The following is a 15,813-nucleotide window of genomic DNA, read 5'->3' on the forward strand; positions in this document are numbered from 1 at the left end:
TTAAGAAAACATAAATCCAAATTCCCGTTTGCGTTAATTTTCAGGTAATTATAGGTTGAAGTGTTTAAAAAAATGACTCTCGGTTAGGTTTGGTTCGCTGCCTTGCCAAAGACGTGTACAATAAATATTTCTGAAGTCCCCTTGAAGCTTCGATTGCCAGAGTACCCGATTGTTCCGCTTTTTCCGTATTCCCTTTTTTGAATTCCTCTTCGGCTTCAAGCACATACAGAAAAACCTTATTTTTCAGTTTGCTTTTGTACATTCTAAAAGACTCCCACTCATTTTCCGTCAGCGCGATCAAGGCGTAATTATAAGAGCGAATCTCGGGATTTTTGATTATTTCGGCTTCCTTCTTCGCTGCAGATAAATCACACATTTCTATATTTAGTCCAGCTTTTAAAGAAGCCCGCATCTCTTTTTGTCTGCCCCATTTTTTTAGAAGTTCTACTTTTTTATTGGCTTCATCATAATCACCTTTTGTTATATAGAGTAGGGCTGCGTAGTAGGGATGTTTTTGTTTATAAAGAATTTTTTCAACGCGGTCCATATCACGAGAGAAAAAAAGAACGAAGAATGAAAAAATACGATCTGAAAATATAAATACCAAGAGCCCGAATACAATCAGTATAAAATGAGCAATTGTTAATTCAATACCGTAGAAACCCGTTAATAAACCTATTCCAAGACTTATAACAAAAAGTAAAACATAGCGAATGTAAAGCATCCCTTCACCGTCCTAAGATTAATCATACAGTTAGTAATAAATAAAGATTAAAAATCCAAGGTCTACTTCAATAGCAGTTGGTTTGTAAACTCTTTTTCAGACCTGTTGTCCCTCTGGAACGCCAAATTCAAACCAATCGCCATTTTCGCCAAATCCATTAGTTCTATAATATTTTAATTTTCCATTTTCGAGCTTAACCATTTGCTTATATAGAAATAAATAAACGTCTACATCTTGACCTCTATAATGTTCAACTGAAGGGTCTATTGCTTGTAATTTGAATGGTGCTAAGAAATAGTATTTTTTTAAAGAAAGCTGATATGCAAAAAAATCCTGTTTACTATTAAATGTTAGAATTCCATTAAAAAATTCAGTATAAAGTATACAAATGATCATTGTCACTACAATAATGATTCTTCTCTGCTTAATATTTTTACTGCTAACTATCTTGTATAAAATAACAGCCCCGCTAATGACAGCCGCAGAATAAATAACCATAAGCAAGTTATTGAAATCGTATGTGCCAGCCAAAATACACCTGATACAGTATCCATCAATAAAAACAAAAATTGTTTGAAGAAGGAAAATTAACAATGTAAATATGGTCCACACAGCCGGGTTTTTTTTATCAAAAATTTTCCCTATTACTGTTAGAAGAGATATGAATCCGATTATGCTCATAATTTGCACCTCAACGGTTCAATTGTATTCTAAAGGCCAAGGGATTATAAGTTATGGTATTTAAATGACGTACCTTCCTTTATCTTTCCGCAGCTCTCCTTGATGTTAATAGCACTTCTTGATTGAAGTATGCCTTTAGAATACTTAATGCTCTCTAATAAAGTGAAACTTCCCAATCTTTAAATTGCACTCGGTTCTTCCTTCAAATATACAAGATCGAACTATCCTGCAAGTTAATGAGGCAGCCTATCGTTGTGACCGGCTGCCTCCATGTCATTATCGAGCTATCGTCTCCCGTCCCTCCCAATGAACAGTCTTCCTAATTAGAAACCGCCTCTGGAATGAATGATTTGCCCGGTAATCCACTGGGAATCATCGCTTGCCAGAAAAGCGACCAGACGGGACACATCTTCAGGAAGACCGATCCGGCCCATCGGGAATCGCGGAAGCAGGGCACTTTTTACCTCTTCCGACATCCAACCCGAATCGGTAGGACCGGGATCGACAGCGTTCACCGTAATGTGAAGCGGCGCCAACTCTGCAGCCAGCGATTCGGTGAAGACGGAGATGGCACCTTTCGTCGCGGCATAGGCGAGATTGCCGGGCATGGGCCCTTTACCCTGGCCGGAAGTGAGGTTAATGATTCGCCCGCTGAGCATGTCATAAGAGGGACGAGCGCTTTTCTCGGCCTCAAGCATGCGTGCAAATTCGACAGATAACATGAAGGTGCCCCTAACGTTGACAGCGCAATGCGCATCGATGAGAGCTTCATTTAATTGACGGAAATCAGCATCTACGCTATACGTAGCGTTATTGACGAGGATAGTTGGAAGCCCGACGGTTTTTCGGACTTCCTTCAGCAGCCTGACTGCCGAACCAGAGGCTGCGAGGTCCAACTTCATATGTGCGGCTTGAACGTTGAATTGACGTAGTTCTCCGGCGAAAAGATCGGGCCAACTCTCGTCTGCGTCACTCGGATTAACGGTTTTATCGTAGTCGTAAAGGTGTGTAAAAAACAGGCTGGCGCCTTCGCGAGCCAATGCCCTGCAAATCGCTGCCCCAATTCCGCCCGGACGGCTCGCACCCGTCACGATGGCAGTTTTTCCTTGCAATCTGGTCATTAGATATACCTCCTGTTATGAGGAGACGAGAGAACCGTTCATCGTATGGAGATGGATTGATCCCGCACATAAATAAAAAAAGCGGATACATCAAGTATCCGCGCAACGGTTGATCAAACGGTTGCTCGAGTCCCTTGAAATGGTTGAGGATCAGCATGACTAACTGGACGAATGGGGAATAACATTCACCGGGTCACGCGATCAGATTCAAACAAACCATTACAAGGAAGTCCACATTGGCTTTCGAGTCCCCTTTCCTTCATCTCCAAACCATAGATTAGCGGACGTATCCAATCTTTGTCAAGATACAAACAAAGTAAGTAAGAACGCTTTTTTTTTGCTATTCTCAGAACACCAAAAAAGACGCCAGGTCGCAAGAGTCTGCACTCTGGCTGATGTCCCGGCGTCTGTTCATTGATTTAGTTTTTAAGGAAGTTAATCAAAGCGGAATTGAATTGTTCAGGGTGAGTCGCGTTCAAACCATGCGGTCCGCCTTCAATTACGACGAGTTGGCTGTCTGCAACAGCTTCGTGGGAAAGTTGACCGCTTACCTCAAACGTCACAATCGCATCGGAATCGCCATGGATAACAAGCAACGGGATATCGAATTTCGCCAAATCGCCACGGAAATCCGTCCGGCCGAAGGCATCAACGCAATCCAGCGTCCCCTTTGGCGAAGCGCAAGAAGCAATATCAAGATTGTAAACACGGAAGGACTCGCTGACTAGGTCGGTTCTATCCCCTGCTTTAAAGAAATTGTGAGTGAAGCCGTCAAGGAAGGCGATGCGGTCTTTTCTTAAACCGTCTTGGAAGCCCTGAATGGTGGCTTCATCCAGACCGCCTTCCGGATGCTCGGCGGATTTGTAGAAGAACGGCGGAACCGCAGCAGCCAACACGGCTTTTTTGACACGGCTTGTTCCGTATGTGCCAATGTAACGGGCAACCTCTCCGCCACCCATCGAAAATCCGACCAGTGTCACGTCCTCAAGGTCCAGATGTTCGATCAGCTTATGAAGATCCGCCGCAAACGTATCATAGTCGTAACCGTTCCACGGCCTAGAGGATTGTCCGAATCCGCGGCGGTCATATGTAATGACGCGGTAACCCGCATTGATGAGCGCTGGAACTTGACTCTCCTACGAGCGCCCGCTCAACGGCCAGCCATGGATCAAAACTACAGGTTTGCCTGCGCCAAGATCCTCAAAATACAATTCAATGGGTTGCCCGTTTTCTGTTCCGACTGTTAATTTAGCCATGTTTCAAACTTCCTTTCGAATTGGTTTTGGTTAGGCTGTAGCAAAGTACATTCACATTAGGCATATTCCACAAGCTGCTGAAACCCAATTGCGACGTATTTTGTCAATGTCGTCCTGCACAATGCGGCTCGAATCGACCCGTCTCCCCCCCCTCAACTCAAAATTCCAGTTTACTATAACATGTGTTACCGGATCATTTGTAAGCGTCAATAGCCCTCACCTGTTCAACTAGATGAGGGCTAAGTTATATGCTACGTCGAGCAGCTGACTGACCTTTAGTAGATGGGCTTCATAAAAGAACCGGGGATTTCTCCCCGGTCAATACCTTTTATTTTCAGCTCCAACTGCTTGTTGTATCATTCATATAGAATTGGAACGTAATGTTATAACGGTCTTTCACTATTCCGAAGCAAGGACTGAATTCGGTTTCTTGCAACGGGAACAACACTTGCCCTTTTTCGCTCAATTTATTAAACATTGCTTCAATGTCGCTTTGTTGCGTCGCTGTAATGCAAATATTCACCTGATCTCCGATTACGTAAGGTTGTCCCGGAAAGAGATCAGCGACCATCATATCATTTTCACCGGTTTGCAATACGGCATGGGAAATACGGGTTTTCACTTCTTCAGGCAAACCATCGGCATTCTTGCCTTCCCCGTACGTAGTTTTGAACAGTAATTTCGAGTTCAACGCTTCCCGGTAAAACTCAATTGCTTCCGCAGCTTGCCCATCCAGCATAATAAACGACGTTGCGCGCATTGACATTTAAACACTCTCCTTTTAAATTGGATTGTCCAATCTTTATTGTTTTGGACTTCATTAGCATCATATCGTATGATAGTGACAATAATTGTCGTAATACATGAAAAGGAGTTTATAATGGCAAAGTCCAAAAGACTGATCGAGATTATGATGGCCGTCAACAAAAAGAAGTCTTTCACCGCCAAAGAGCTTGCCAGTGAATTTGGAGTTTCCACGAGGACGATTATTCGGGATATGCAGGAGTTGAGCGCGCTGGGGGTTCCTTTTTATTCGGAGGTCGGTCAGCATGGGGGATATAAGATGCTTAACGAGAGAATACTGCCCCCGATTGCTTTCACGAAAGGCGAAGCGCTTGCTGTATTTTTTGCCAGCCATGCATTGAGGCACTACGCGGATCTTCCGTTTGAAGCGGAAACGGATTCAGTGTTGCGGAAATTTTACTCTTATATGCCGGAAGATATTCGGGACCGTATCGACCGGATGCGGAAACGATTTGATCTGATTACGCCGATGAGACATGCAAGCACGCCCTTTTTGAGCTTGTTGCTGGATGCTGCGATCGATCAAAAAGTAGTGCGCATGGAATACGAATCGAAACAGCATAAGCGGTCAAGAGATGTTCAGCCGGTCGGAATTTATGCCAGCAACGGGTTTTGGTATTGTCCGGCCTATTGCTTTCACCGCCGCGATTTTCGCTTGTTTCGCTGCGACCGGGTTAGATCTGTTGAACCGTCCGAGCTGAAAGCCGTTGATTTGACTCATGTGCATACAGGAAACTGGGAGTCTTATTTTGAAGAGGAAAGTCAAGCTATGGAACTTTATGTTGAGCTTACTGCAACAGGGGTGCAGAGATGCGAGTCCGAATTGCCCAAAACGCATCTTTCATCCGAATCAACGGCCTATTCCAAAATCCATGTTCGAGAAGACGGCACAGGATGGCTGGATAATCAAATCCCTGCGAGCAGTCTTCTGTTTTTCGGCCAATTTTTTATTGGATTGGGTACCGATGCAAAGGTAAAAGCGCCAGACGAGTTGATCCATGTTATGAGAGAAATGCTGGACAAACTAGTAGCGCAATATCGGTAATAATTGGAAATGAAATATAATTTGAAGGACGTAGCCCAAGCGAAGGCGTGGGAGCGTCCTTTCGAACTAACTGGCAGCCTAGTGGAATTGAATACAAGAGGATAAGTCTATCTATCTAACATAACTAGTCCCATACATGTGAAAGCAAACAGCCCCTCCACCGTTTGATGGTAGGGATCAACTCAAAAAATGCTTTTGAACAGTCTTCGCTCGTTTCCGATGTCACAAATCAGAGCCTTATATTGTTATATGTGCAAAACGTAAGGGAGCTGAAGAAAGATGAACGACTTGACATGCATCATCATCGGAGGAGGCCATGCAGGTCTTGCCGCGCTCAAAGCAATAAAGGAAACGACCCGGGGCATGGCGAACGGACGGAGGATTCGGTTTGTTCTGTTCGACAAGCAGCCCGGTCATGTGCGCAAAGTGCTGTTGTTCCGGCCGGCCGTGGGCGAGGAAGAGATCATCATTCCTTGGACGCGTTATGGGTTTTCAGAAGGAGTCGAATTCGTGCAAAGTGCGGTTACGTCCGTGGATAGCGGGGAAAAACGGGTTCGATATACGGATGCGCAAGGAAATGATGCCCGAATGCGTTACGACCTTTTAGTCGTGGCGGTCGGCAGCATCGTTCGGCGACCGGATCCCGATCAGGGCGGCATAGCCTTGACCGACCCGCAAGCCGCGGCAGACATCCGGGTGCGCTGGCGCGCCAACCTGCAGAAAGCTGCAGGCGAGACAAATCCTAAAGAACGAAAGCGGCTGATGACAGTCGCAATTGCAGGGGCGGGCATCAGTGGCATTGAGACATCCGCCGAGCTGACACTTGAGATGCAGAAGGAAGCATCGTCACTGGGACTGAACCCGTCCGATATCTCTGTCTATTTACTGAGTGGACAGGAACGATTGTTCATGGAAGGACCGGAGAAAGTTGGACGAAAATTGGAACAGATACTCAGCGAATGCGGCGTGACAGTGCTTTACAACCGTAAGGTAATTCGGGAGGAGGCAGGGGTGGTGACGATCAGCAATGGCGATCGTCTGCCGGTTGGCCTATCTATATGGACGATTGGTCTGATTCCGAATCCGGCCCTTCGCACAATGGGCTTGCCACTTACTCCTGATGGTCAAGTGCTGGTGGATGGATCCTATCACGTCAAAGGAGCGCCGGGCGTATATAGCATTGGCGACTGTGCCAGAATAATCGATCCGAAAAACGGCAAGGCAGACCCGATGAGGTGCGCAGAAAGCGGGCTACAGGCAGGTCGACTGGGGAAAATCGTGCTGGCCGATCTGGAGGGCCGCCCCGCGCCGGTTCACAAATCCTCCAGCTCGATTATGGATTTATTCTGTATCGGCATGGGGGAAAATCGCGGATTGGTGTGGGGACGCAAATGGGGACTTAATATGATTGTAACGGGAAAGCCTGCATGGAAATTCAGGAATCTGGCATGGGATGCAGGCAGTAAGCTACGATAGAAACAAAGAAACCAAGATTGTAATATACCTAAAAGCAAGAAAAGGTGAGGCGGCGGATGGAGGAACTGTACGATCAATATAGAGCGCTGCTGTTCACGCTGGCCTATCAGTTGACAGGCTCTGCGGCAGACGCGGAAGATGCGGTTCAGGATGTGTTTGTTAAGGCGTGCGACGTACATCCCGAACGTTTGGAGGAGCCGAAGGCATATTTGTGCAAAATGGTAACCAATCGCTGCCTCAACCTGCAGAAGTCGGCGCGGAAGAAGAGGGAAATGTACGTCGGTCCGTGGCTCCCCGAACCGATTCGGACACCGGAGGCGGATACGCTCGATATGACGGTCGTCCGCCGCGATCTGCTGTCTTACGCCATGCTCGTTCTGCTCGAGCGGCTGACGCCGACAGAGCGGACGGTTTTTGTCCTGCGTGAAGCGCTGGGCTTCGATTATCCAGAAATAGCCGAACTGCTCGGCAAGCAAGTGGCGAATTGCCGCAAGCTGATGAGCCGGGCAAGAAACAAGATGGGAATATCCGAGGAGGAGCCGGTCGCGGCCGAAGCGGTCGAATTGGAATGGGTTAGCCGGTTCCTCACATCCCTTGAGGAAGGTAACGTCGATCATGTGCTGTCTTTGCTGACTGAAGACGTCATGGTCGTCGCCGACGGAGGCGGAAAAGCAACCGCGGCCACGCGTCCGATACAAACGCGCGATCGCGTGGCCCGATACCTGCTCGGCGGGTTCAAGGGCGCACATTCCCATTATCGGGAAAGTCTTCAATTCGAGTATGCCCCTCTGAATGGCGAGACCAGTATCGTAATTCGTTCGGGGGATGAAACTCTGCTCGCTATGTTTATGCAACTCCGACGCGGAAAGTTGGCCAGAATCTACTTCGTGCTAAACCCGGATAAGCTTGTCCGGATTTAGGTAGTTGACTGCAGAATTTTCATAATACTCAACAAACCGGCAAGAAGGAATGGCTGCTTTAAACGGGCTCATGCAAGAATTCTCATTGACGTTTACACTGTCACAAATCGGATCCTTACGTTGTTATATGCGTAAAAAATGTAATGGAGATGATGAGAGATGAACGACTTAACATGCATTATCATTGGAGGCGGCCATGCAGGGCTTGGGGCGCTCAAAGCAATAAAGGAAGAGACCAGAGGCATGGCGCACGGACAGCGTATTCGGTTTGTTCTGATCGACAAGCAGCCCGGTCATGTGCGCAAAGTGATGTTGTTCCGGCCGGCCGCAGGCGAGGAAGAGATTATGGTCCCATGGACGCGTTATTGTTCAGAAGGAGTCGGATTCTTGCAAGGTACGGTTACTTCCGTAGATAGTAAGGCAAAACGGATTCGATATACGGATGCGCAAGGAAATGATGCCCGAATTCATTATGACCTTTCAGTAGTTGCGGCCGGAAGCATTGTTCGTCGACCGGATCCCGATAAGGGAGGGATCGCCTTGACCGACCCGCAAGCCGCGGCGGACATCCGGGAGCGCTGGCGTGCCAATCTGCGGAAGGCTGCCGTCGAGACGAACCCTGAGGAACGAAAGCGACTTATGACAATCGCGGTTGCGGGGGCGGGCATCAGCGGCATCGAGACGTCCGCCGAGCTGGTGCTGGCCATGCGGAAGGAAGCGGCGGCACTAGGACTGAATCCGTCCGATATCTCCGTCTATTTGTTAAATGCGAACGAGCAGCTGTTCCCGGAAGGGCCGGAAAAAGTCGGACGAAAGTTGGAGATGACGCTCAGAGAATGTGGCGTGACAGTGCTTCACAATCGTAAGGCAATGCGGGAGCAAGCAGGAGTGTTGACGCTCAGCAACAGTGATCGTCTGCCGGTTGGCCTGTGTATATGGACGATTGGTCTGATACCGAATCCGGCCCTCCGCAGCATGGGCTTGCCGCTTGCTTCTGAAGGTAAAGTGCTGGTGGATGAATGTTATCGCGTCCAAGGGATGTCGGGCGTATACAGCATTGGCGATTGTGCGAGAATCGTCGATCCGAGTACCGGCAAGGCAGATCAGATGACGTGCAAAGAAGCAGGGCCGCAGGCGTTAAGACTGGGAAAAATCGTGATGGCTGATCTGGAGGGCAGTTCCGCGCCGGTTCACAAATCTTTTTTGGATACCTTCGGCATCGGCCTTGGGCAAAATCGCGGGTTGATGTGGGTACGCAAATGGGGACTTGATATCATCGTAACGGGGAAGCTTGCGTGGAAAGTCAAAAAGCTGGGATGGGATTTTGCTAGCTGGCTCCGATAGAAGGTGCACTATTGTAAAGTGAAATCCCCGCCGGCTTCGGCTGGCGGGGATTTTTGTGTTAGCTTAACGGTATAGCATCAATTACCACTATTATAGGTTTACTTCTTAGCTCCTCAATTTCTTCGTAATCATAAGCCTCTAAATAATATACAAGTTTATCATTTGGCTGGACTATTGTGGTATATACTTGTGCAACGCCGTCCGAGATCGGCTTCGGATTTGGATCCAGAATGCCTCCAGCATCATAAACCCAGGCTAGGATTTTTAAATCTCCTGGTGGTGGAAAAATTCTTATTGTTACCTTAAGTGGCTTGCCGCTAATGTTTGTCCAATCACCTATAGGACCATAGTCCGTAAAATAACCAATTCTCCCAATGGTACGGTGCTTTGAGGTGCGGACTTCCGGATTGTAATCTCCCGGTTTCTCGTCGAGCCATAACCCGGAAGAAGCGGAAGCCGTTCCTGCGGTTATCATAAACAGACAAAAACCAACCAACGCAGCGGCCATTAACATTTTTATTCTCTTCAAATCCAACACTCACTCTCCCCCAACTAAAGATTGAGTTTATTATCCTACTTGGATAATAATTTGTTAATATGTACCAAGGACTAGTTTTTGTTGATATATGTCGGTAGAGTTTTATTAATAAAATTTGCCGGCGAATTGTTACGATATTAATGACGAAACGTCCCTTATTTTCTCAGTCTAAAAGAGGTTGGGCGCCTTGTCCGCATATTCCGAGAACGTCGGTACATAATGAAAATTTCCCAAGAGCAAGCGAAAGGACCTCCTATCCCGCTATAACAGCGGATGAGGTCCTCTTTTTATTCAGCGTTCCGTACTATGTGGTTTGGCGCTGTCTTGCTTTAATGTTTAACGGATACTTTGTAAAGCTTCGACTGTGCGCCTTCCAAGCTGACTTCGAGACTTCCCTTCGCTTCCAGCTTCGAGCCCGTCCATGCATCCGTCAGTTGTACCCTCGAAGTTGATTTAACTCCCAGCGCCCGCGTCAGATCGACAGACTTCACCGCCTGTTCGTTCGTATAGTTGAAGATCGCGACATAGTAATCGTCCTTATCCTTCATGACGAATACTTCGGCGGCCGCTGAACCGGTATTGCCTTCGACCGGCTGGAACGCCTTGCCGATGGTCGCGATGTCGTTCACGCGCTTGTTCGTGAGCAGCGACTTCATGAGCTCCTGCGCAACAGGATCGTTAACGTCATCCGAGCTCATATAGACCGTACCTGAGATAGCAGCTGCGTTCACTCTCGTTTGCGCGGCATTGTACGAACCGCCTTTGGCAAGCGTCATGTAATCCGGGTCGGTATAACGATAGATCGTGCCGCTCTGCCACCAGCCGTACGTCAGGTTGTTAAGCTGATATTCAGTGCGGCCAAGCGATCCATCGATGTCGCACGATATGCGTCTCGCATGGGCATATTGGCTCGGGAACAGGGGAGCGATCGACGCGCTGATGAACATGCGGCCTTCGAGCACTTTGTTGATATGCGCCATGCCCTGGTTATACGCTTGAATGCCCGTCTGCGCCTTCGGATCGTAATGCTGCCCTTCGAACGAGCCGTGGCTCAGGAAGTCGATCTTAATATATTCGAAGCCGTAATCGATGAATTTCTTGAAAATATATTCGACGCGCTGCTTCGACCCCGGATGTGTCGGATCGATCGCATAAGCGCCGTCCACCTTCGGCAGCGGGTTACCGTCCGCGTCACGCAGGATGATGTCGCCGTACGTATACTTACCGTCCGTCCCTTCTACCGGCTGTGCCATATTGTCGCCCCAATAGACGAACGGTCCATAGTAGATGCCTGCCTTCTGACCGTTTTTGCGGATTACCTTAACCGCGTCACGCAGCTGCTGCTCGGTTAGATTGTCCCAATACGAATCCATGTTGATGTAGACCGTCCCTTTGTTCGAGAACGTCTTCTGCAAGTTGTCCTTGAAAAAGTTCGATACGCTGACGACCTTGTCGTAGCTTAGCGAGCTTTCATACGCTCCCCAGCTATTCCAGCCGACCGGCACCCCGGATGGCACTCCGCGGTCGAACTTCAAAGGCGGAGCGACAGCGGCATTCGCCTGTCCGTAGCTCTCAAGCCCGCTGCGGTAATCGCTATAATAGCCGACAGCGATCTGCGGCGATGTGATCGTCTTGCCCGACACCTTGCCATGCGGCAGCGTGTCATGAGTGGAGGTTTGCGATGTGAAACCGCCGTACACCTTCAGTTTATTGAGGCGGTCGTTCGACCCGCTCCAGTAAATGCCGGTCTTCCACGTATCATGCGTCACCGATCCGATAACGAGTCCGCCGCGGCTGACGTTGTCGTAGATCGCCGTCATCTCCGAGCTGACGTAATTGTTGTTGTTCAGCGGCGTATTGATTGTCCGCGCTTGGTAACGCGACCACATATCGTTGTCGAACGGCGTGATAAGGACGCGATTGTCCCCGTAGCTGCCAATGTCTATGCCACCCTTGGCGTTAACAACGAGCGGAGCTGTATCGCTGGCGCTCATCTCCAAGCTGCCGACAATCTGCTGCGATACAAGGAAGTAAGGCCGATCTTCGTATAGCTGGTACGTCTGCTTCATCGTCGGAAGACCCTCGCTGCTGTTCTCGATTGTAATACGGACGCCCTTGCCGTGTCCGTCCTTGATCTTCTCGACTTCGCTTAGCTTGAAGACATGCTCGCCGTACTGGCGGCTATCGAGCAGTTGATCCTCCAGCTGTGCGGTCGCATAAGCACCCTTGACGATCGTCTTGTCCCCCCATGCGTAAGCGGACAAGCCCGATTCCGTATTGTACGTAATGCTGTATGAATGGGTCGAGAACACGGCCCCTTTCTCGTGAGCGTTCACTTTAATCGAACCATGCTTCGCCGTGCCGATGACGCCGCCGATCTGGCCAATATCGTCGATTGGACCGGGATCCTCGCCCGAACCACCCGCTTTGGCAAGCTCGATCTTATCGATGTCGGGCGACCAGCCGCCGTCGTCATCGAACGTAATCGTATTCATTCCAGCCTGAAGCTCCACTTCGACTGTGAATATACCAAGCGTATCCCAATCGGCTGTCTTCGGCAGCGCGTAGTTCTCGGATAGTCCGTCGTTCACCTTAATGGAGACAGGACGAGGGTCGCCCGATACATACGAGATGCTCAGCGTATAGACGCCGGCTTCCTCAGCGGCTATATCTCGGAACTGCAGCGTCGAACCGCCCCACAGATTGCCTACCTTAAGGCCTCCTGAACAGCCTGTTGCCGGCTGACAAGCAGATACCGCGGCATTGCCTGTCCGTACGTTCACGGCAGCTTCCGCCTCGTAGCCAGTGGACGGCCCTCCCGGCCCTCCCGTGCCGGATTTGCTGAGCACGATCCGATCGATATCCGGCGAATAACCGCCTTCGTCGTCGAAGCGGATTGCGTTGCTGCCCGCCTGCAATTCAAGCTCGATCGCGTACGTGCCAAGCGTCTCCCAATCCGCCGTGCGCGGGAGTTCGTAATGATCGCCTGCACCGCCGTTCACGCTAACGGCGAAAGATCTCGGATCGCCCGAGATGTAGTGCACCGTCATCGTATATATGCCCGCCTCATCAACGGTAAGGCCGTTCATCGTTAGCGACGAGCCGTCCCATAGCCCGCCGACGGCCATGCCGCCTGAGCACTCGGTAGCCTCTGCGCATGTTTTGCGTTCTGCCCTGCCGGACAGCACATGGCCTTCCGCTTCCGCTTCGAACGAATAACTGTCGTCCGCTTGGACAGCAGCCGTGCTTGCAGCTTCGACGCTCCGATCGGCCTGCCTCCACGGAGTCAGATAGACCGTCTGCATAAGCAATACGGCCGCAAGCAGTACGAGCCAGACTCGCGGAGATCGCAATCTTTTTTTGTTAACCATTCGTCATTTCCTCCTATTCGTTGCACGAATTTGCGAAGCGCTTTCAATCTCACTTTCAATGTAAAACAGCGGACAAGCCCAAACAATCCCAATATTTAACGATCGATAACCCAAACCGCAGTATTTAGGGGCCGTTCTTTCGAACGCCCCCCGACCGTCGTATTGTCCTAATCCCTTTTTGCTGCTATATCCCTAACATTCAATCCATGATCTAGTCTGCGGCTTTTTCCTGCCTCTAGCACCATTTGAACGGTTTGGCTTCCGTATCTCACGCTCACCTCGCAGGCTTGGTAAGCCTTAATGACCGCTCCGCTGAGACGCCCGCTCTCCCAAGCTGCATCGACCTCGATACCGCCTTTCGCTCTAAGCCCGCGATAAGAACCGCTAGCCCAATCTTGCGGAAGCGCGGGCAACAGGTGAATCACGCCGGCATGGCTTTGCAGCAGCATATCGGCGATGGCCGCCGTGCCGCCGAAGTTGCCGTCGATGACGAAAATGTTCGTCTCCGCTCCGGCCACGCCCGGCTTCGAGTACGAGAGCAGGTTGTCGAAGCACAGTTCGCCGATCAGATGTCTGACGTGACTCGCCGCTCGATCGCCGTCATGCAGGCGAGAGAATCCCGTCGCGAACAGTGCCGCCGTAAATTCGATATCCTCCAATTCTCCCTGCTGCATGCGCCCAAGCAGCGTATTCCGAATAGCTTCAGCCAGTTCCGGCGTCTGCTTGGGATCGATCTGGCTGCCCGGATACAAGCCGTACAAATGCGAGAAATGCCGATGCTCCGGCTGCGCCTCTTCATAGTCTTCCAGCCACTCCTGCAGCTGTCCCCGCTTCCCGATCATAAGCGGAGGCAGCAGGCGAATCGCTGCACGCAGCTGCGCGCGAAACTCGGCATCGATCTGCAATTGCTCTGCCGCTTCCAAGCAGAAAACAAATAAGTCGTGCACCAGCATCTGATCCATCGTGGTGCCCATCGACAGCTGCTGTGCTCCGTCTTCGGGAGCACCCGGGAAGAAACTGTTTTCCGGCGAATTCGAAGGACCGGTCACCAGCCAGCCGTACTTCGGATGCACGGTCATGTAGTCGAGGAAGAAGAGCGCCGCCTGCTTCATGACCGGATAGGCTTGGCGAGTCAGGAACTGACGGTCCAGCCCGTACTCGTAATGCTCTTTCATATGCATCGCAATCCATAGGCCTCCGGTTACGTTGAGCCCCCACGACGTCTCCCAGCCTGGCGATGCGAAGCCCCAAGCGTTCGAGAAGACATGCGCAACCCAGCCGTCCGCGCCGTAAAAGTCGGTCGCCGCTGCCCTTCCGGCCTCGGCAAGACGCTCGATATAGTTCATCAAAGGCACATGACACTCAGCCAAATTGCTTATTTCCGTCGGATAATAGTTCATCTGCGTATTCACATCGAGATGGTAGTCGCAGCTCCAAGCCATGCGGTTCGCTTCCCCGTCATTCCATATGCCTTGCAAGTTAAGCGGCAGCGGCGAATCTTCGCGCGATCCCGCAATCGTCAAGTAACGTCCGTATTGATAAAACAGCGCGATAAGCGCCAGATCGCCGGTCTGTCCGCTCCGCAAGCGTCTGATCCGTACATCGGTCGGTAGCTCAGCAAGCTCTGCCGGACTGTCGAGCCCAAGGCTAACTCGCCCGTACAACGACCGGTAATCGGCAACATGGCTCTCCTTTAGCTTCTCAAAGCCTAACGTCGTTGCCGCTTCTACCTTCTCTCTGCTCTCCTTAAGCCAGCCGTCATCGTTCTCGCGTCCGAAATCGGTCGCGACCGCGAAATAGATGACCGCCGCATCCGCCCCCTCAACTGTCAATTGTCCGTCTTCGCTTAGCAGCTTCCCGCCCTCGATGGCGACTCGCGCAAGCCCTTGCGCCATTACTCCGCATGTCCCGTCGCTATGAATGCTTTCCGTCGCTTGGGCGCGGAAGCCGATGCTTTCGCCGTCCTCTTCGTTCCACGCCGCGAACGTATCCGTCCTCCCCTGCAACCGCAAGGTGAATGATACTTTTCCTTTGCGCTCGCCTGCGATGCGCGCCGCGACGACGCCGTCGGCATGGGATGCGAAATATTCCCGCTGAATCGGAACAGCGTCCTGACCGCGATACGAAATAGAAGCTACCGCTGTTTCCAGATCCAGTTCGCGCATCAGCCCCTCGCCCTCATGCGCGTAAGTAATCAAGACGTCGCACAGCGACAAGTTCGTTCCGAAGTTTCCTTTCTTCGGCTGCAGCGTCTCCTTGGCCAGCTTGTCGCCTTCGGCGTAATCGCCGCGAAAGAACGCCTCCCTCATCTGCGCCAGCTTCTCCTTGGCGTTAGGCGCACCGCCGAAACGCTCGCTTTTGCCTGACCAGAACGTAATCTCCGTCATGTTCCATGTTTCATGGCCAGCGCCGCCGTGCAAGACAGCCCCTAATCGTCCGTTGCCAAGCGGCAGCCCTTGCGACCAGTCTTTTCCCGGTCCGTTGTATAGCAATTTCATAGCCCGTATCCCCTCGCTTTTTTTGATCGATCGTC

At 50.5% G+C, this 15,813-nt stretch carries 11 protein-coding genes and 1 pseudogene; 4 read left to right on the forward strand and 8 right to left on the reverse strand.

Features of this window, described 5'->3' with window-relative positions; translation table 11 throughout:
• Positions 1-64: 64 nt before the first annotated feature.
• The 5 genes and pseudogenes from J2T14_RS24105 to J2T14_RS24125 form a co-directional block, all read right to left on the reverse strand.
• The gene (locus J2T14_RS24105) at positions 65-724 is read right to left on the reverse strand and encodes a hypothetical protein (protein WP_307474951.1); all 660 of its coding nucleotides are present in this window, start codon (positions 722-724) and stop codon (positions 65-67) included.
• Between the two features lie 96 nt (positions 725-820).
• Positions 821-1,405: a hypothetical protein gene (locus J2T14_RS24110; RefSeq protein WP_307474953.1), complete on the reverse strand. Its 585-nt coding sequence runs from the start codon at positions 1,403-1,405 to the stop codon at positions 821-823.
• Positions 1,406-1,728: 323 nt separating this feature from the next.
• Positions 1,729-2,526, reverse strand: coding sequence for an SDR family oxidoreductase (locus tag J2T14_RS24115; RefSeq protein ID WP_307474954.1), 798 nt, complete (start codon positions 2,524-2,526; stop codon positions 1,729-1,731).
• A 419-nt stretch (positions 2,527-2,945) separates the two neighbouring features.
• A pseudogene (locus tag J2T14_RS24120) lies at positions 2,946-3,782 on the reverse strand (alpha/beta fold hydrolase).
• Positions 3,783-4,116: 334 nt separating this feature from the next.
• A complete protein-coding gene (locus tag J2T14_RS24125) occupies positions 4,117-4,548 on the reverse strand; it encodes a VOC family protein (RefSeq protein ID WP_307474957.1) in 432 nt (143 codons plus the stop codon).
• Positions 4,549-4,662: 114 nt separating this feature from the next.
• Here J2T14_RS24125 and J2T14_RS24130 point away from each other — a divergent pair, with 114 nt between their 5' ends.
• The 4 genes from J2T14_RS24130 to J2T14_RS24145 all read left to right on the forward strand — a co-directional run bounded on the left by J2T14_RS24130 (position 4,663) and on the right by J2T14_RS24145 (position 9,371).
• Positions 4,663-5,631 carry a helix-turn-helix transcriptional regulator gene (locus tag J2T14_RS24130; RefSeq protein WP_307475492.1) on the forward strand — a complete coding sequence of 323 codons (969 nt, stop codon included), beginning with the start codon at positions 4,663-4,665 and terminating at the stop codon, positions 5,629-5,631.
• Between the two features lie 279 nt (positions 5,632-5,910).
• A complete protein-coding gene (locus J2T14_RS24135; RefSeq protein WP_307474959.1) occupies positions 5,911-7,107 on the forward strand; it encodes an NAD(P)/FAD-dependent oxidoreductase in 1,197 nt (398 codons plus the stop codon).
• A 56-nt stretch (positions 7,108-7,163) separates the two neighbouring features.
• Positions 7,164-8,027 (forward strand): RNA polymerase sigma factor SigJ, encoded by an 864-nt coding sequence (gene sigJ / locus J2T14_RS24140; RefSeq protein WP_307474961.1) that lies wholly within the window; start codon positions 7,164-7,166, stop codon positions 8,025-8,027.
• A 159-nt stretch (positions 8,028-8,186) separates the two neighbouring features.
• Positions 8,187-9,371, forward strand: a complete 1,185-nt coding sequence (locus tag J2T14_RS24145) for an NAD(P)/FAD-dependent oxidoreductase (RefSeq protein WP_307474964.1) — start codon at positions 8,187-8,189, stop codon at positions 9,369-9,371.
• Between the two features lie 58 nt (positions 9,372-9,429).
• On the opposite strand, the gene J2T14_RS24150 is transcribed toward J2T14_RS24145, so the two are convergent.
• The 3 genes from J2T14_RS24150 to J2T14_RS24160 all read right to left on the reverse strand — a co-directional run bounded on the left by J2T14_RS24150 (position 9,430) and on the right by J2T14_RS24160 (position 15,778).
• A complete protein-coding gene (locus J2T14_RS24150; RefSeq protein ID WP_307474966.1) occupies positions 9,430-9,906 on the reverse strand; it encodes a hypothetical protein in 477 nt (158 codons plus the stop codon).
• A gap of 332 nt (positions 9,907-10,238) precedes the next feature.
• Positions 10,239-13,280, reverse strand: coding sequence for a carbohydrate-binding protein (locus J2T14_RS24155; protein WP_307474968.1), 3,042 nt, complete (start codon positions 13,278-13,280; stop codon positions 10,239-10,241).
• Positions 13,281-13,447: 167 nt separating this feature from the next.
• Entirely contained in the window at positions 13,448-15,778 is a 2,331-nt protein-coding gene (locus J2T14_RS24160; RefSeq protein WP_307474970.1) for a glycoside hydrolase family 95 protein, read from the reverse strand.
• Positions 15,779-15,813 lie beyond the last annotated feature (35 nt).

Source organism: Paenibacillus harenae (genome assembly GCF_030812415.1).
Lineage (GTDB): Bacteria > Bacillota > Bacilli > Paenibacillales > Paenibacillaceae > Pristimantibacillus > Pristimantibacillus harenae_A.

Excerpts from the sequence above, each read along its gene's own strand:
- J2T14_RS24105 (WP_307474951.1), bottom strand. The coding sequence starts at position 724 with ATGCTTTACATTCGCTATGTTTTACTTTTTGTTATAAGTCTTGGAATA.
- J2T14_RS24110 (WP_307474953.1), bottom strand. The coding sequence starts at position 1,405 with ATGAGCATAATCGGATTCATATCTCTTCTAACAGTAATAGGGAAAATT.
- J2T14_RS24115 (WP_307474954.1), bottom strand. The coding sequence starts at position 2,526 with ATGACCAGATTGCAAGGAAAAACTGCCATCGTGACGGGTGCGAGCCGT.
- J2T14_RS24125 (WP_307474957.1), bottom strand. The coding sequence starts at position 4,548 with ATGTCAATGCGCGCAACGTCGTTTATTATGCTGGATGGGCAAGCTGCG.
- J2T14_RS24130 (WP_307475492.1), top strand. The coding sequence starts at position 4,663 with ATGGCAAAGTCCAAAAGACTGATCGAGATTATGATGGCCGTCAACAAA.
- J2T14_RS24135 (WP_307474959.1), top strand. The coding sequence starts at position 5,911 with ATGAACGACTTGACATGCATCATCATCGGAGGAGGCCATGCAGGTCTT.
- sigJ (WP_307474961.1), top strand. The coding sequence starts at position 7,164 with ATGGAGGAACTGTACGATCAATATAGAGCGCTGCTGTTCACGCTGGCC.
- J2T14_RS24145 (WP_307474964.1), top strand. The coding sequence starts at position 8,187 with ATGAACGACTTAACATGCATTATCATTGGAGGCGGCCATGCAGGGCTT.
- J2T14_RS24155 (WP_307474968.1), bottom strand. The coding sequence starts at position 13,280 with ATGGTTAACAAAAAAAGATTGCGATCTCCGCGAGTCTGGCTCGTACTG.
- J2T14_RS24160 (WP_307474970.1), bottom strand. The coding sequence starts at position 15,778 with ATGAAATTGCTATACAACGGACCGGGAAAAGACTGGTCGCAAGGGCTG.